General features: G+C 72.6%; 14 protein-coding genes. 8 read left to right on the top strand and 6 right to left on the bottom strand.

Going from position 1 to position 15,533, the window contains the following annotated elements:
- Positions 1–3 precede the first annotated feature (3 nt).
- Positions 4–903 carry a Gfo/Idh/MocA family protein gene (locus BN1555_RS23175; RefSeq protein ID WP_093801174.1) on the bottom strand — a complete coding sequence of 300 codons (900 nt, stop codon included), beginning with the start codon at positions 901–903 and terminating at the stop codon, positions 4–6.
- A gap of 211 nt (positions 904–1,114) precedes the next feature.
- Between BN1555_RS23175 and glnII the strand changes: the two genes are divergently transcribed.
- Together glnII and BN1555_RS23160 are read left to right on the top strand one after the other, a co-directional pair.
- A complete protein-coding gene (glnII, locus tag BN1555_RS23170) occupies positions 1,115–2,146 on the top strand; it encodes a glutamine synthetase (protein WP_093801173.1) in 1,032 nt (343 codons plus the stop codon).
- Positions 2,147–2,533: 387 nt separating this feature from the next.
- Positions 2,534–3,142: a winged helix-turn-helix domain-containing protein gene (locus BN1555_RS23160; RefSeq protein ID WP_093801171.1), complete on the top strand. Its 609-nt coding sequence runs from the start codon at positions 2,534–2,536 to the stop codon at positions 3,140–3,142.
- A gap of 63 nt (positions 3,143–3,205) precedes the next feature.
- Here the strand turns inward: BN1555_RS23160 and BN1555_RS23155 are convergent, their stop codons facing one another.
- Positions 3,206–4,705, bottom strand: coding sequence for a PepSY-associated TM helix domain-containing protein (locus BN1555_RS23155; RefSeq protein ID WP_093801170.1), 1,500 nt, complete (start codon positions 4,703–4,705; stop codon positions 3,206–3,208).
- An 82-nt stretch (positions 4,706–4,787) separates the two neighbouring features.
- Positions 4,788–5,441: a hypothetical protein gene (locus tag BN1555_RS23150; RefSeq protein ID WP_093803579.1), complete on the bottom strand. Its 654-nt coding sequence runs from the start codon at positions 5,439–5,441 to the stop codon at positions 4,788–4,790.
- A gap of 196 nt (positions 5,442–5,637) precedes the next feature.
- Between BN1555_RS23150 and BN1555_RS23145 the strand changes: the two genes are divergently transcribed.
- Both BN1555_RS23145 and BN1555_RS23140 read left to right on the top strand, forming a co-directional pair.
- Positions 5,638–6,900: a sensor histidine kinase gene (locus tag BN1555_RS23145; protein ID WP_093801169.1), complete on the top strand. Its 1,263-nt coding sequence runs from the start codon at positions 5,638–5,640 to the stop codon at positions 6,898–6,900.
- A complete protein-coding gene (locus tag BN1555_RS23140; protein ID WP_093801168.1) occupies positions 6,885–7,580 on the top strand; it encodes a LuxR C-terminal-related transcriptional regulator in 696 nt (231 codons plus the stop codon). Before BN1555_RS23145 ends, BN1555_RS23140 begins: the two co-directional genes overlap by 16 nt.
- Positions 7,581–7,586: 6 nt before the next feature.
- Here BN1555_RS23140 and BN1555_RS23135 read toward each other — a convergent pair whose 3' ends face one another.
- A complete protein-coding gene (locus BN1555_RS23135) occupies positions 7,587–8,048 on the bottom strand; it encodes a MarR family winged helix-turn-helix transcriptional regulator (RefSeq protein ID WP_093801167.1) in 462 nt (153 codons plus the stop codon).
- A gap of 136 nt (positions 8,049–8,184) precedes the next feature.
- Here BN1555_RS23135 and BN1555_RS23130 point away from each other — a divergent pair, with 136 nt between their 5' ends.
- Together BN1555_RS23130 and BN1555_RS23125 are read left to right on the top strand one after the other, a co-directional pair.
- The gene (locus BN1555_RS23130) at positions 8,185–8,676 is read left to right on the top strand and encodes a carboxymuconolactone decarboxylase family protein (protein WP_093803578.1); all 492 of its coding nucleotides are present in this window, start codon (positions 8,185–8,187) and stop codon (positions 8,674–8,676) included.
- Between the two features lie 26 nt (positions 8,677–8,702).
- Positions 8,703–9,035 carry a glyoxalase superfamily protein gene (locus tag BN1555_RS23125; protein WP_093803577.1) on the top strand — a complete coding sequence of 111 codons (333 nt, stop codon included), beginning with the start codon at positions 8,703–8,705 and terminating at the stop codon, positions 9,033–9,035.
- A 177-nt stretch (positions 9,036–9,212) separates the two neighbouring features.
- On the opposite strand, the gene BN1555_RS39100 is transcribed toward BN1555_RS23125, so the two are convergent.
- Entirely contained in the window at positions 9,213–9,584 is a 372-nt protein-coding gene (locus tag BN1555_RS39100) for an AraC-like ligand-binding domain-containing protein (protein ID WP_176710107.1), read from the bottom strand.
- Between the two features lie 293 nt (positions 9,585–9,877).
- On the opposite strand from BN1555_RS39100, the gene BN1555_RS23115 reads away from it, so the two are divergent.
- Positions 9,878–11,386 carry a DUF1996 domain-containing protein gene (locus tag BN1555_RS23115; RefSeq protein ID WP_093801166.1) on the top strand — a complete coding sequence of 503 codons (1,509 nt, stop codon included), beginning with the start codon at positions 9,878–9,880 and terminating at the stop codon, positions 11,384–11,386.
- Positions 11,387–11,456: 70 nt separating this feature from the next.
- Here the strand turns inward: BN1555_RS23115 and BN1555_RS23110 are convergent, their stop codons facing one another.
- A complete protein-coding gene (locus BN1555_RS23110; protein WP_255306134.1) occupies positions 11,457–11,927 on the bottom strand; it encodes a hypothetical protein in 471 nt (156 codons plus the stop codon).
- Between the two features lie 131 nt (positions 11,928–12,058).
- Here BN1555_RS23110 and BN1555_RS23105 point away from each other — a divergent pair, with 131 nt between their 5' ends.
- On the top strand, positions 12,059–15,190 hold the full coding sequence (locus BN1555_RS23105; RefSeq protein ID WP_093801164.1) for an alpha-N-acetylglucosaminidase: 3,132 nt from the start codon (positions 12,059–12,061) through the stop codon (positions 15,188–15,190).
- The last annotated feature ends 343 nt before the right edge of the window (positions 15,191–15,533 follow it).

Raw genomic sequence — 15,533 nt, 5'->3', positions numbered from 1 at the left:
GCCTCAGCGCCCCAGTCGCGCCTCCGCGTCGGCCAGGATCTCCGTGACGCGCAGCCCGAAGGCCGCGTCGCACGGATGCGCCTCTCCCGTCCGTACGGAGTGCAGCAGCGCGTCGACGGCCGCGTGGAAGGCCCCGGCCGCACTGCCCCACGGAGGCAGTGCGGCCACGCCCGCCGTGCCCCGCAGTTCGACCGCCGCACCCGCCGCACCCGCCGGGGCGCTCAGGCTGAGCGTCACCGTGCTCGACGCGCCCGAGGCGTGGCACAGGACGAGGTGGACGGTGTCTCCGGGGCCCGACGCCGCGGTCACCGACGTGACGTCGCCGAGCACCGGCAGCAGTACGGACAGGGCGTGCGGTCCCACGTCCCACAGCGCGCCCTTCTCTCCACGCCACGGCGAGACGGCGTACGGGCTGTCCGCGCCGGGGGAGAACAGCGCGCCGAGCCACCGTGCGTGTGCGGTGAACCAGCCGCCAACCGCGCCCTGTTCGGCGGTCCACCGCGCCGTTCCGGTCGCGAAGCGCAGGGTGAAGAAGACCACCGACGCCACGCCCGCCTTCTCCGTCGCCCCGGCGACCTCCCGTGCCCCCGCCACCGTCGTCGCGACCGGCTTGTCCAGCAGCACGTGGCATCCGGCGGCCGCGGCCCGTACCGCCAATGGGGCCTGGACGTCGGGCGGCAGGGCGATCGCCACGGCGTCGCACGCGGCGAGGAGGGCGTCGACGTCGTCGTACGCCGTGGTGGCGTGGGCGGCGGCGAGGGCGGCGGCCGCCTCGGGCCTGCGGCCCCACACGCCCGCGAATTCGATACCGGGGTGCGCCGCGAGCGCGGGTCCGTGGGTGCCGGCCGCCCAGGGGCCGGTGCCGAGGAGTCCGATGCGCGGCTTGCTCAACGATTCGGTCATGCCCGCCAGTGTGCCCGCGGGGCCGGGGAACCCGCAGGTCTCCCGGCCTTCGCGGCCGGTGCGTGACCGGCGAACGCCCGTGATCCGCCGGAAACCTGAGTAACACGGGGTTCACCATCGGGCAACGGACGGGAAATCAGCGCTTGCGAAGCTGCGCTCATCAGCCGCAGCCCCGCAGCAGCACACCGCAGCACCACAAAGGATGGCGTCCGTGACCTTCAAGGCCGAGTACATCTGGATCGACGGCACCGAGCCGACCGCCAAGCTCCGCTCGAAGACGAAGATAATGGCGGATTCCGCCGCGGACGTCACCGAGCTGCCCATCTGGGGTTTCGACGGGTCCAGCACGAACCAGGCCGTGGGCCACGCGTCCGACCGCGTGCTGAAGCCGGTGTTCTCCTGCCCGGACCCGATCCGCGGCGGTGACGACATCCTCGTCATGTGCGAGGTCCTGAACATCGACATGACGCCGCACGAGTCCAACACGCGTGCGCTGCTGCGCCCGGTCGCCGAGCAGTTCGCCGACCAGGAGCCGATCTTCGGCATCGAGCAGGAGTACACCTTCTTCGACGGTGCCCGTCCGCTCGGCTTCCCGGTGGGCGGCTTCCCGGCCGCGCAGGGCGGTTACTACTGCGGCGTCGGCGCGGACGAGATCTTCGGCCGTGAGATCGTCGAGAAGCACCTCGACCACTGCCTCGCCGCCGGCCTCGGCATCTCCGGCATCAACGCCGAGGTCATGCCCGGCCAGTGGGAGTTCCAGGTCGGCCCGCTGGCGCCGCTGGAGGTCGCCGACCAGCTGTGGGTCGCCCGCTGGCTGCTGTACCGCACCGCCGAGGACTTCAACGTGTCCGCGACCCTCGACCCGAAGCCGGTCAAGGGCGACTGGAACGGCGCGGGCGCGCACACCAACTTCTCGACGAAGGCGATGCGCGAGGGCTACGACGCGATCATCACCGCGTGCGAGTCGCTGGGCGAGGGATCGAAGCCGATGGACCACGTCAAGAACTACGGCGCGGGCATCGACGACCGCCTGACCGGACTGCACGAGACCGCCCCGTGGAACGAGTACAGCTACGGCGTCTCCGACCGCGGCGCCTCGGTCCGTATCCCGTGGCAGGTCGGCCAGGACCGCAAGGGCTACATCGAGGACCGCCGTCCGAACGCCAACGTCGACCCGTACGTCGTGACGCGCCTGATCGTCGACACCTGCTGCACCGCGATGGAGAAGGCCGGCCAGGTCTGATCCCCGCTCCCGGCCTCCCGTCGAAGGGGCGCCCGCCGATCCGGCGGGCGCCCCCTTCGCGTACCCCGGTCCGGCGTGCCGCAGGCGCCCGGCCGTACGGAGGCCGGGGGAAAGGGGGGGCTGCTGCCGGGGAAAGGGGGGCTGCTGCCGGCGGCGGGCATCTGCTTCAATGGGGCGCATGACCGGCCACCAGGACACCGCGACAGCGCGTCGCAGCGACCTCGAGCCGTTCTGGCCTTCCCGTCAGCATCACGACTTCGACCGGGTGTGTTGTCGCGCGAGGAACGCGCGGGCCCTCTAAAGCCGTTCACACCGGTCTTCGGTCCGCGCGCAGCACGACGCAGTACGTCCTCGACGACTCCTCCGCGCGAAAGAAGCTGACCTCTCATGGCGAACACCCGTCCCTTCTCCGCCGCTTCCCAGTCCTCCGCCGTCATCGGCCGCCACCGGCTGCGGGCCGTCGAACGGCACGAGGGGGCACGTACCGGCGGGGCTCCCGGCCGGGCCCTCGACATGGGCGACTTCCTGCCGCCGGGCGCCACTTGGCTGCCCGCGCCCGAGCACACGCTGCCCGCGCTGCCGGGCCGGCCGCCGATGGTCGGGTACCTCGTGCTCGTACCGGCCGACCGGCAGCCCGCCGTCACGCCCGTCACGCCCGTCACGGAAAAGGCGACGGGAGGGGCCGCGGAAGAGGAGGGGGCCGGGGCCCGGGGCAACGGGCCCGTGCGGATCGACGGCGCCGGGCGCACCGCCGCCGTGGACGGGCGGACGCTGGACCTCACGTACCTCGAATTCGAGCTGCTCGCCCACCTGGTGGCGCATCCCCACCGGGTGCACACGCGCGACCAGCTGGTGTCCACGGTGTGGGGCTACGGGCATGTGGGTGACGGCAGGACCGTCGACGTCCACATCGCGCGGCTGCGCCGCAAGCTGGGCGCCGAGCACCGCGGCAGGATCCAGACGGTGCGGCGCGTGGGGTACAAGTTCACGCCCTGAGGCCCTGAGGGGTACGGCGGAGGGGCTGCCCGCCCGGCGCGGCGGTACGGGCAGCCCCGGCCCTCAGTCCGCCGTACGGGCCGTGCGGGCGCGGAAGCGGGCCACCGCGCCCAGCAGCAGGTCGACCGCCAGGAACACCAGCAGGCTGATGCCCAGCAGCGGTACGAACCAGCCCACCAGCACGGTGAGTGCCGCCAGGGGCAGCAGTGCCGTGACCGGCGCCTTCCGCCAGGCGCCGCGCGGCACCGGGCGGCCCGCGGACAGCCTGCGTTCCTTCGTCGGCCTGCGCAGCCACCACATCCGGTAGCCCCAGACGATGAGCAGGATCAGGGACGCCGCGAGGGCTGCCAGGGCCAGTTGGTTGACCAGGCCGAGGAGGACGCCGGTGTGGGCGTCGATGCCGAACCGGGTGAGCTGGGCGAGCAACGGATAGTCGGCGAAGCGCAGTTCGTCGATGACCAGGCCGTCGGAGGGATCGACGGCGACCGAGTCCAGGTGGACCGGGAACTGGGTGTCGGTCTCCTTGACGACGTAACCGCTGCCCTCGCTCGGCAGGATCACCGAGAGCTTCCCCTCGATCCCGGCCTGGCGGGCGGCCGCGAGCGCGTTGTCGATGCCGATGTCCGTGCCGGCCGTGCCCTCGTGGGAGCCCGCGTCGCCGTGGCCCTCGTGGCCTTCGTGTTCCCCGCCGCCGCCTCCGCCGCCCTCGGCGAGTGCCGCGGAGACGACCGGGGTCGCGCCGCCGAGCTGGTCCTGTACGGCGCCGATGTTCTCGCCCGCGTAACGCGACCAGGTGAGACCCGTCGCCGAGAGCAGGACGAGTCCGAGCACCGCCACCGTGCCGAGGGCCCCGTGCCGGGACAGCGTCCTGCGGCGGCCCCTCGCCCCGCGCTCGGGGACGATCAGGTCGCGCTTCGCCGTGCGCCTGCGGCCCAGCCACAGGAACAGGCCGCCCAGCGCGACCACCCACAGCCAGCTCGCGGCGAGTTCGCCGTAGTGGCGGCCGAGGTCTCCGAGGTGCAGGTCGCGGTGGAGCTCGTCGAGCCAGGTACGCAGCGGCAGGGCGCCGGAGGAGCCGTAACTGGTCAGCTCGCCCCGTACTTCCGCGGTGTACGGATCGACGAAGACGGCGAGCGACTTGCCCTCCTCGACCTCGGGCGTCGTCATCAGCACCCTGGTGGTCGCGCCGTCCTCGGCGGAGGGCCAGACGGCGGTCACCGTGCCCTTGGGATGGGCGGCGCGGGCGGCCGCGAGCTGGTCGCCGAGCGGCAGCGAGCGTTCGCCGACCGGGGTCTCCAGCTCATGGCTGTAGATGAACTTCTCGGCCTGGAAGGAGAGCGCGTAGAGGAGGCCGCTGGTGGCGGCGATCAGCAGGAGCGGGGCTATCAGCAGGCCCGCGTAGAAGTGGACGCGCAGGACGAGGGGGCGCAGGGCGCTCCAGGTGGTTCCGCGTCCGCCGGCGGCGGGTGCCGGACCGGCTTCCGCATCCGCATCCGCTTCCGCGTCCGTTTCCTGCGCGGGTTGTGCGAGTTGTGCGGGCTGTACGGGGTCGTCAATGGCCATGACTGTCCTCGGAGTTGTCGACGGGGTGACCTGGGTCACGGGGTCGGTGGAGCGGCCCCCTGGTCACGCGGTCGGACAGTGGTCAGACAGTGGGAAGGGCGGGGGCCGTGGCGCGGGTACTCCGGACCCGCGGCGGCCCGCGCCGCGACAGCGTGTGCGCGAGGACGACGCCGTGGCCGTGGCGGCGAGTGGAGCGGGGGCCCCGGGGGCGTACCCGCTCCGGCAGCTCCGGGGGCCGTACGACGGCGAGCAGCAGCCGCAGCGGGGTGAAGGCCGACGCGTCGACGGCGCGTGCGAGCCGGAAGAAGGCCGCCTCGCCGCGCGCCAGCCACAGACCGCAGACGAGGGCCGCGACGAGGTGGGCGGCGGTCATCGCGAGCGGGGAGGAACCCTGGGCGGGGACGGACCCCGCGGCCGCCATGGCTTCGGGGTCCATGAACTGTTGGTGCGTGACGGACATCCGGTGGTGGCCGGCGCCCGACTCCTGCGCCGTACCGAAGACGAGGTGCAGTACGCCCTGTACGGCGAGGAGGCCGCCGCCGACGGCGAAGACCCCGTGCCGCCTGTGACCCGCGGCCCACGCGAGCCCGGCCGTCACCGCGAAGGCCGCGAGCAGCCCCGGAACCGGAACCCCGTGCCCGGACAGGGAGGAATGGCCCACGGCCGCCGCGAGGACGCACACCGCCGCGAAGAGTGCGGCTCGCAGTGCGCGCAGGGGTGACCGGGCGTCCGTCATGGTCCGCACATGCTGCCACTCCGGGGGCCCTGGTGGGGACATCGGTGCAGGACACAGCTGTGCGGCGAGGAGGGGCCGGGGGTGGTGGCAGGTACACCCCGGGTCCGGGTGCGGAACCCCGTGACCTTGGAGGCGGCCTCAGGCAAGACTGGGCGCGTGCCCGGCGTACGGGCCGCCGAGGAGAGGGTTGAACAGCATGATGGCGACCAGAATACGCGGCACGTTCCTTGCCGGTGTGCGGGGACTGGCACTGACGATCATGTCGCTCACGGCATCGGTCGTCCTGTCCACGTTCACGGTCGTCTCCCTCGCGCTCATCCCGATCGGGATCGGCCTCTTCACCACCCCTGTCGTTCTGACCGCGCTCCGCGGCTACGCCGATCGGCGGAGGCTCCTCGTGGCGAAGTGGTCGGACGCGCGCATCCCGGTCCCGTACCGCCGGATGCCCGCCGACCTGCGCGGCGGCCTCGTCGGACAGGTCGAGCGGTGCGTGCTGATGCTGAGGGACCCGGCGACCTGGCGGGACTTCCTGTGGCTCCAGGTGGACATGACGGCCGGCTGTCTCAGCGCGTTCCTGCCCGCCGCGCTGTTGCTCTATCCGCTGGAGAGCCTGGTGCTGGCGGCGGGGCTGTGGCGGGTGTTCGAGAACGATCCGTACCGGTACGGCCCCGTCCCCGTCGACAGCCAGGGGACCGCACTCCTCGCGGTCGCGCTCGGCATCGCCCTCTTCCACGTGGCCATGCGCTACAACCCGGCGCTGCTGCGCGCCCACTTCACCCTCACCGGGTCGCTGCTGCGCCCCACCCACGAGATGGTGCTCGCCCGGCGCATCGACCACCTGACCGAGACGCGGCACGACGCCGTCGGCACCTCGGCCGCCGAACTGCGCCGTATCGAGCGGGACCTGCACGACGGCGCGCAGGCCCGGCTGGTCGCCATGGGCATGAACCTCTCCACCATCGAGGCGCTCGTCGAGAAGGACCCTGCCCAGGCCAAGAAGCTCCTCGCCATCGCCCGCGAGTCCTCCGCCGAGGCCCTGACCGAACTGCGCGACCTGGTGCGCGGCATCCACCCGCCGGTGCTCGCCGAACGCGGACTCGGCGACGCGGTACGGGCGTTGGCGCTGCGCCTGCCCGTCGAGACGGAGGTGACGGTGGACCTGCCGGGCCGCGTGGACGCGCCCGTCGAGTCGGCGGCGTACTTCGCGGTCAGCGAGCTCCTCACGAACGCGGTCAAGCACGCGGAAGCGGACCGGATCCACGCCGACATGCACCACGCCGACGGCATGCTGCGGATCTCCGTCACCGACAACGGGCACGGCGGGGCGGACGTCGGGGCGGGCTCCGGTCTGAGCGGTGTCGAACGCCGGCTCGGTACATTCGACGGCGTCCTGGCCGTCAGCAGTCCCGCGGGCGGTCCCACCATGGTCACCATGGAGATACCTTGCGAGTTGTCCTAGCCGAAGACCTCTTCCTGCTCCGCGACGGCCTGGTCCGCATGCTCGAAGCCTTCGGCTTCGAGATCCTGGCCGCCGTGGAGACCGGGCCCGAGCTGTCCCGGGCACTGGCCGAGCTGGAACCGGACGTCGCGGTCGTCGACGTCCGGCTTCCGCCGTCCCACACCGACGAGGGTCTCCAGTGCGCGCTGGAGGCACGCCGGGCGCGGCCGGGCCTGCCGGTGCTGGTGCTCTCCCAGCACGTGGAACAGCTGTACGCCCGCGAGCTGCTGGCCGACGGCAACGGCGGTATCGGGTACTTGCTCAAGGACCGGGTCTTCGACGCCGAGCAGTTCGTCGACGCGATACGGCGGGTGGCGGCCGGCGGCACGGCGATGGACCCCCAGGTGATCTCCCAGCTCCTCTCCCGCCGCGCCCAGGACGAGCCGATGGGCCACCTGACGCCGCGGGAGCGGGAGGTCATGGAGCTGATGGCGCAGGGCAGGTCGAACGCGGCCATCGCGGACCGGCTCGTCGTCACCGAGCGGGCGATCGCCAAGCACACGTCGAACATCTTCGGCAAGCTCGGCCTGCCCGTGTCGGACGACGACAACCGGCGGGTGCTGGCCGTACTGGCCTACCTGGACCGGGGCGGGAACGGGAACGGGAACGGGAGCGGGAACGGACGCGTCGGCGGAAGCTGAGGACGGTCAGGACCCGAACCAGCCGGCCGCGTCCAGCCGCAGGCCGCCGCCTCCGGGGGCCATGGCCCGCAGGTCCGCCTCCAGCGCGTCCACCCGCTGCGCACCGAGGGCCTCGACCCACCGGGCCCGCAGCCGGCCGAAGATGACGGCCGACCGCGCGAGGGCGTCGGACCCGCGCGGCGTGAGCCTCACCAGCTTGCGCCGCCCGTCGTCCGGATCATCGGCCCGCTCGACGTAACCGAGCCGTTCCAGCCGCTCGACGGTCTTGCCCGCGGCCTGTTTGGAGACCCCGAGCCGCCGGCCCAGTTCACCGGCCGTCACGCCGTCGCGGCCGACGGCCTGGAGGGCGAAGCCGTGTGCGGGGCGGACGTCGGGGTGGCCCTGTGCGGCCAGTTCGGCGTGCAACTCGTCGATGAACGAGCGGAATCCGGCGAACAGCAGCAGCGGAAGCTCGTACCCCTCAGCCATTGCGCAACTCGTCAACAACGTTTACCTTTTCGACAACCATGTTGACCACTTTACCCGAGGGGGCCCTTTGACCGCGTCCCGGCCCAGCTTCCCCGACCACACCACCGAGACGGCCCCCGCCGCCTCCCGCCGCTCCATGGAGGCGACGGCGAAGCGCCTGGGCTACCTGCCGGCCCCCGTCGCCCGCATGGCGGCGTCCCCGGAACTGCTCGACGGTTTCCTGAAGATCAGCGCGCTCTTCGAGTCGGCGACCCTGGATCCGCTGTCCCGCGAGGTCGTGATCATGACGATCGCGACCCGCAACGGCTGTCACGTCTGCGTCGCGATGCACACGGCGAAGCTCACCGCGCTGGGAGCCGGTGCCGGCCTGGTCGAGTCGCTGCGCGAGCAGCAGCCGCTGGGCGACGGACGACTGGAAGCAGTAAGGCAGTTCACACTGGAGGCCGTCGCCACCTCGGGTGCGGTCTCCGACGGCACGCTCCAGACCTTCCTGGCCCACGGTCACACCCCGCAGAACGCGCTGGAGGTCGTCCTGGGCATCGGGGCCTACACGACGTCGACCCTGGCCAACCGGCTGACCGGCGCCCCCTTGGACGAACAGCTCACGCCGTTCGCCTGGAAGGAGTGACGGCGCGGGAGGATGGCCTCATGACCATCAACGAGGAAGCCATTCCGGTCCTGCACGTCAAAGACGCGGAGGCGGCGGTCGCCTGGTACGCCCGCCTCGGCTTCGAGAAACAGTGGGAGCACCGCTACGAGCCGGGCTTCCCCGCCTTCGTGGAGGTGGCGCGCGGCCCCGTGCGGCTGTTCCTGTCGGAGCACCAGAGGGACGCGCTCCCCGACACACTGGTGTATCTGCAGGTGCGCGACGTGGACGCCGTCGCCGCGGAGTTCGGCGTAACGGCGCAGGACCAGCCGTGGGCGCGCGAGGTCGAGCTGCGGGACCCCGACGGCAACCGGCTCCGGGTGGGGACGCCGTCCGGCTGAGGTCGGGCCCCGCCCGGGGCCGGGTCCCGGGACGGGGCGCGCTTCCCCATGGCGCGCCGTGCGTTTCCCCGTCCCGGCCCCGGCTCCCCGCACCCCCGCCGCGGTGGCCCCCTGCTGGATCTCGCGCCCATTCGGCGGAGCGCCGCTCACCCCTGTCGTCGGCCCACAGCGCACGGTTCATCGACGCTGCGCGCACATGCGCCGGTACTCCTGCGGCGAAGCGCCGTACGCCGTCCGGAAGGCCCGGCTGAAGACCGACGGGTGGCCGACGAGGGGCTGCGAAGAGCCGTAGACCGTGAGGCCGCCGATCCCGAAATCGTTCTCCCTGCCGCCCTGGGACAGGCGCATCGTCCCGTTCACGGTGAGGGACACCTGGTAGGAGCCGGGGTCGCGCCGGCGGATCAGCCGTGGCGTGCGCCGGGTGACGAGGGTCGGGTACGTCAGGGGCGTGATCTGTACGGGCCCCAGGTCCAGCACCGCCGCCGCGGTCCGGAAGCCCTCCGTCCGGTCGCTCGTTATCGCGGTCGGGATCATCGCGGACGCCGTCATGTCGTGCCACCAGCCGAAGCGGTCCGCCGCCGGCAGGTCCTCGGTCGTACAGCGGGTGACGAGTACGGGAACTCCTCCCCCTCCCCTCCCGCGTCCTGCCGTGCCGCACGCCCCCGCGACACCGCGCCTCACGTCGTCCCGTACGTCGGCATCCGTCCCGCTTCGCGGATGTGTACACCTACGAATTCGAAAGAGGTTTGAACGGGACGCGAACAGGGCCCGTATGGGGAGGGAGCGCTTCTCCCCTGCCGGGACCCCCTTACCTTCACCCGGCAACGAAGCAGAGGAGTTCCATGCGACGCACATCAAGAAAACGTTCCACGCTGACGAACCGGGCGATTGCCGCATCGGCCGCCCTGATCCTGGGCGGGGGTGGACTGCTCGTGGTCAATGTCTCCGCATCCGCGGGAGAAGGCGGGTCCGGGCCGTCCGGTCCGGGGCCGGGCCAGTCCGGCCGGATTCAGAACGCCGGTCAGCAGTTGTCGACCATCGACTGCCCGGAGGTGGCGAACGACCTGCCCGACGTACCCGATTCCGCGCGCCGGGAAGTCGATCGGGAGCTCGCGAATCTCGATTCCCAGATCACGGAGGCGTACAAGCGGTTCGCCGATTCCAAGGAGCAGATCACCCGGGACCCGGGCCTTGCCGAAAACGCCATTCTCCGGCCGCTGAGGGACAAGCGGCTGGCTTCCGTCGACCGGATCGCCACCGCCGTCGACCGCGCGGCCGAGCGCCCCCAGGGCCTCGAAAGCCTCGCACCCTGCACACTGCGCGCCGACGACAACGCGGGGGGCGGCGGGGACGGACAGGGGAACGACAGCCAGGACGACAGCGGCGACAACGCCGGTCAGGGCGGTGACCAAGGCGGTGACCAGGGAGGCGGCCAGGACGGCAACGGCAACGGCGGGCAGGCCGGCAACGGCCCCGACGCCTCCGACTTCGTCGACATCCAGTCCGTCCAGCCGAACGTCCAGCAGCCGCGCAAGCGGCCCGGCGCCTCCCGCGGCGAGTTCACCACCGATTGCGGGCGGAACGAGAACGGGAAGTTCAATCCGGACAACGTCATTGTCGCCCCAGGCGTGAGCAATGGCGCCCACCACATGCACGACTACGTCGGCAACCAGGCCAACGACGCCTTCGCGAGCGACAACGACCTGGCCCGCGGTGCCACCACCTGCCGGAACCAGGGCGACAGGTCGACGTACTACTGGCCCGTCCTGCGCCTCCAGAACGGCCAGAACGAGAACGACGCCGATGCCGACGGCGGAGGCAGGGACAGCAACGTCGGGGAGATCCAGACGCCCACGCAGGTCTCGCTGAAATTCGTCGGAAGTCCCGTCGCCAAGGTCACTGCGATGCCGCGTTTCCTGCGCATCGTCACCGGCGACGCCAAGGCGTTCACCAACGGTGACTCCAATGCCAATGCTTCCTGGAGCTGCACCGGATTCGAGGACCGCCAGCTCAAGGACAAATACCCGATCTGCCCGGAAGGCAGCCAGGTCGTCCGCACCTTCGCGTTCCAGAGCTGCTGGGACGGAAAGAACACCGACAGCGCCAATCACCGCACGCATGTCGCATTCGCGGAAGAAAACGGTGGCTGCCCCGACGGATTCCGTGCCATTCCGCAGTTGGTGCAGCGGATCGTGTACGACGTCCCGCCGGGCCCCGGGTTCGCGGTCGACTCCTTCCCCGAGCAGCTCCACAAGCCGGTCACCGACCACGGGGACTTCATCAACGTCTTCGACAGCCGGCTGATGAAGAAGGTGGTGTCCTGCGTGAACGACGGCCGTAAGTGCGCCTAGGCAGTGGCCGGGCCGGCTCGGTGTGAGCCCGCCCGGCCACTGAAGAGTCCACCCCCGAGAACCTGCGCGGTCAGCTCCCGTGGTGACCGGAGTGCTCCTCCTCGTTCCCCCCACCGCCGCTCTCCCCCGAGTGGTGCGAGGAAGTCTCCACCGTCCCCCCGAGCCGGCCGCGCAGCGCTGTGACCACCTCCCGGTCGCCCGCCGCGACCCACTTCCTGCCGACCAGGTACGCACCGCCGTAGTCCTTCGCCTCGTTGATCCACTCGCGCTGCCCCCGGTCGGTCGCGAAGGTGGCCAGCACATAGCGGCCGTCGCCGGTCCCGCAGTTCGCCTGGCGCAGCTCCGCCGCGTCCGTCCGGATGTCCGGCGCGCACTCCGCCTTCGCCGCGAGCTGTTCGAGGCTGCCCTTCGCCGTGTCCGGCACCGGCTTCCCGTCCTCGGCCGGACCGCAGCCCGCGGCGAGCACGGCCAGGGCGGCCAGGGCGGCCAGAACCACCGGATTCGATGCGGAATTTGCCGTACGACGGCCTTGGTAGCGCATCCGCCCATCGTGCCGCGTTGGGCCACACGGTGGGGCGGATACGAACACATCGCATGCCCCATTGCTGCGCTCCCGCACCGTCATTAACGTGCGCTCCGTACGCGCCTGTCGTCCCCCCGAGGAGCGCCCCGATGCCCGATCACCGTCTGTCGCGACGCACGCTGCTGGGCACCGCCGGAGCGATCGGCGTCACAGCCGCGGTCGGCGGGCCCACCCCGGCCACGGCAGCGGGCAGGCCCGGCGCCGCCACCGCTCCCGACCCCGCCGCCCCGGCGCGCGCCGCCCTGGAACGGCTGCTGCCCGACCACGCCGGCCAGTTCCGCCTCAGCACCCTCACGACGGGCGACGGCCGCCCCGAGCGCTTTCGCGTCGACGGTGCCACCGGCCGCGTCGAGGTCGCGGGCACCAGCCCCGCCGCCCTGCTCACCGGCGTCCACTGGTACCTCAAGTACGTCTGCGGGGCGCACATCTCCTGGTCGGGCACCCAGCTCGACCTCCCCCGGCGGCTTCCCGCGCCCCGCGAGCCCCTGGAGCGGTCGGCGACCGTCCCGCACCGCTTCGCGTTCAACGACACCCACGACGGTTACACCGCGCCGTACGCCGACTGGTCCCGCTGGGAGCGGATGATCGACGTACTCGCGCTGCACGGCTGCAACGAAGTGCTCGTCACGGCCGGTCAGGAAGCCGTCTACCACCGCCTCCTCCAGGACTTCGGCTACTCCGACGCCGAAACCCGCGCCTGGCTGCCCGCGCCCTCCCACCAGCCCTGGTGGCTCCTGCAGAACATGAGCGCGTACGGCGGCCCGCTCTCCCCCGAACTCGTCGCGAAACGCGCCGATCTGGGCCGCCGCATCGCCGACCGCCTGCGCGAGCTCGGCATGGAACCGGTCCTCCCGGGCTACTTCGGCACCGTCCCCGACGGTTTCGCCGCCCGCAACCCCGGCGCCCGCACCGTCCCTCAGGGCGACTGGGCGGGTCTGCGCCGCCCCGACTGGCTCGACCCGCGCACCACCGCCTTCCGCGAGGTCGCCGCCTCCTTCTACCGCCACCAGCACGAACTCTTCGGCCCGGTGCGGCACTTCAAGATGGACCTCCTCCACGAGGGCGGCTCGGCGGGCGACGTGCCCGTCCCCGAGGCCGCCCGAGCGGTCGAGACGGCCCTCCAGGACGCCCGCCCCGGCGCCACCTGGGTGATCCTCGGCTGGCAGGCGAACCCGCGCCGCGACCTGCTCGACGCGCTGGACAGGAGACACCTCCTGATCGTGGACGGCCTCTCCGACCTGGACACCGTCACCGACCGGGAGAAGGACTGGGGCGGCGCGCCGTACGCCTTCGGCACCATCCCCAACTTCGGCGGCCGCACGACGATCGGCGCCAAGACCCACCTGTGGACCGAGCGCTTCACCGTCTGGCGCGACCGGCCGGGGTCCGCCCTCGTCGGCACCGCCTACATGCCGGAGGCCGCCGAGCGCGATCCGGCCGCGCTGGAGCTGTTCTCCGAGCTGGCGTGGCGGAGGGAGGCGGTGGACCGCGAGGAGTGGTTCGAGGGCTACGCCGATCTGCGCTACGGCGGCCGGGACGCGAACGCCCGCGCCGCCTTCGCCGCGCTGCGCGAGACGGCGTACCGCATCACCAGCCGCGACGGCCGCCCGCACGATTCCGTCTTCGCCTCCCGCCCGAGCCTGTCCGCCGCCTCCGGTACGCACTACGCCACCCATACGCCCGCCTTCGACCCGGCGGACTTCGACAAGGCGTTCGGTGCGCTGCTCGGCGTACGCGAACCGCTGCGCCGGTCCGACGCGTACCGCTACGACCTCACCGACCTGGGCCGCCAGGCCCTCGCCAACCGCTCCTGGCAGCTGCTGCCGCAGCTGAAGGCGGCGTACGCGCGAAAGGACCTGCCCGCCTTCCGCGCCCTGTCCGCCCTCTGGCTCAAGCTGATGCGGCTGAGCGAGGACATGGCGGGCTCGCACCGCGCGTTCCTGCTCGGGCCGTGGATCGAGGACGCGAAGCGCCTGGCGTCCTCGCCCGCCGAGGCCGAGCAGCTGGAGCGCACCGCGCGCGTGCTCGTCACCACCTGGGCCGAGAGGCCCACCGCGGACGGCGGCCGCCTCGTCAACTACGCCAACCGCGACTGGCAGGGACTCATCGGCGACTTCCACCTCCCGCAGTGGCGGGCGTACCTGGAGGAGCTGGAGGACGCGCTCGCGGCGGACCGCGCGCCCAAGTCCTTCGACTGGTACGCCGTCGAGGAGCCGTGGACGCGCGAGCGCGAGGCGTATCCGCTGCGTCCGCCGAACGACCCGTACCGCACGGCCCGGCGCGTCCACGACGTGCTCGCCCGCGCGCCCTACCAGGGCGCGGTCACCGTCACCGCCGAGCCCGCCGTCTTCCCGCCCGGTGGCTCGGCGCTGGTCACCGCCGCCTTCCGCAACGTCAACGGGCTGCGGGCGACCGGCCGGGTCGACTTCGCGCTCGGCTTCGCGTCCGGCGGCGCGGAGGCGGAGCCCGGGGGCCCGGTGTCGCTGGCGTCCGTCCCGGCGGCGGGCAGGGGCAGCGCCTCCTGGCGCGTGAAGGCCCCCGGCACACCGCTGACCCGTCCACTCGAACCGGTGCCGTACGAACTGAGCACGGCGTACGGCCCGCAGGGCGAGACCCGGGTCACCACCGTCCAGGAGGGCAGCCTGTACGTCGCCGGGCCGTTGGCCGGGGGCTGGCGGACGTACACGAACAACGGCGCGGTCTTCGGGCAGCTGGAGGACCGGTACGCGATCGACGGGGCGGGTCAGGACCTGTGGAAGGCGACCACGGAGTTCGGCGCGCTGTACCGGCAGGGGGCACTGCGGGACGGCGGCGGCATCACCGTGCGGGTGGACGCGCAGGAGGTGACGGGCGCGTGGGCGCGTGCCGGCATCGCCGTCCGCAACAGCCTGGACACACCGGGGGCGCGGGGCTTCCTGAACCTCGCGGTCACCCCGGCGAACGGTGTGGTGCTGTCGTACGACACGAACGGCGACGGCACGGTGGACACCTACCAGCGCGTCACCGGCGTCAGGGCACCGGTGCTGCTGCGGCTCTCGCGGGCGGGCGGGGCGTTCACGGGGGCGTGCTCGACGGACGGCGGGGCGACGTGGCGGACGGTCGCGACGGTACAGGTGGCGGGGGCGACGAGGGTCCAGGACGCGGGGATGTTCATGAGCGCGACGCATGGGGGGAGCGGGGCGCGGGGGATGGTGGAGTTCAGCGGGTGGCGCGTGTCCTGAACGACGCGGGCGCGCGGTGCGGTGCGGTGCGGATGCGCGGTGCGGGCACGGGCGCGCGGTGCGGTGCGCGGTGCGGTGCGCGGTGCGCGGTGCGCGGTGCGCGGTGCGCGGTGCGGTGCGGTGCGGTGCGCGGTGCGGTGCGGTGCGGGTTGCCTGCGGTGGGGCTTTCCTCTGCCCGCCCCGGGCCCCGCTCCTCAATCGCCGGAGGGGCTCGGTGCGAGTCCCCCGGCGATTGAGGACACGCCCGAAGGGCGCCCGGGGTCCGGTGCTTGCCCCCGTCCGGGAAGGGGCGGGCAGGGGAACAGCGGCGCAGGCGACCCGCACGGCCCTCGCCCCCCGGCCG

Source organism: Streptomyces sp. Wb2n-11 (genome assembly GCF_001049855.1).
In the GTDB taxonomy this organism is placed as follows: domain Bacteria; phylum Actinomycetota; class Actinomycetes; order Streptomycetales; family Streptomycetaceae; genus Streptomyces; species Streptomyces altiplanensis.
The sequence above is the reverse complement of the archived record's forward strand: the minus strand, read 5'-3'. Positions and strand labels throughout refer to the sequence as shown.

Excerpts from the sequence above, each read along its gene's own strand:
- BN1555_RS23145 (WP_093801169.1), top strand. The coding sequence starts at position 5,638 with ATGATGGCGACCAGAATACGCGGCACGTTCCTTGCCGGTGTGCGGGGA.
- BN1555_RS23105 (WP_093801164.1), top strand. The coding sequence starts at position 12,059 with ATGCCCGATCACCGTCTGTCGCGACGCACGCTGCTGGGCACCGCCGGA.
- BN1555_RS23110 (WP_255306134.1), bottom strand. The coding sequence starts at position 11,927 with ATGCGCTACCAAGGCCGTCGTACGGCAAATTCCGCATCGAATCCGGTG.
- BN1555_RS23135 (WP_093801167.1), bottom strand. The coding sequence starts at position 8,048 with ATGGCTGAGGGGTACGAGCTTCCGCTGCTGCTGTTCGCCGGATTCCGC.
- BN1555_RS23155 (WP_093801170.1), bottom strand. The coding sequence starts at position 4,705 with ATGGCCATTGACGACCCCGTACAGCCCGCACAACTCGCACAACCCGCG.
- BN1555_RS23130 (WP_093803578.1), top strand. The coding sequence starts at position 8,185 with ATGGAGGCGACGGCGAAGCGCCTGGGCTACCTGCCGGCCCCCGTCGCC.
- BN1555_RS39100 (WP_176710107.1), bottom strand. The coding sequence starts at position 9,584 with ATGACGGCGTCCGCGATGATCCCGACCGCGATAACGAGCGACCGGACG.
- BN1555_RS23175 (WP_093801174.1), bottom strand. The coding sequence starts at position 903 with ATGACCGAATCGTTGAGCAAGCCGCGCATCGGACTCCTCGGCACCGGC.
- BN1555_RS23150 (WP_093803579.1), bottom strand. The coding sequence starts at position 5,441 with ATGACGGACGCCCGGTCACCCCTGCGCGCACTGCGAGCCGCACTCTTC.
- BN1555_RS23115 (WP_093801166.1), top strand. The coding sequence starts at position 9,878 with ATGCGACGCACATCAAGAAAACGTTCCACGCTGACGAACCGGGCGATT.
- BN1555_RS23160 (WP_093801171.1), top strand. The coding sequence starts at position 2,534 with ATGGCGAACACCCGTCCCTTCTCCGCCGCTTCCCAGTCCTCCGCCGTC.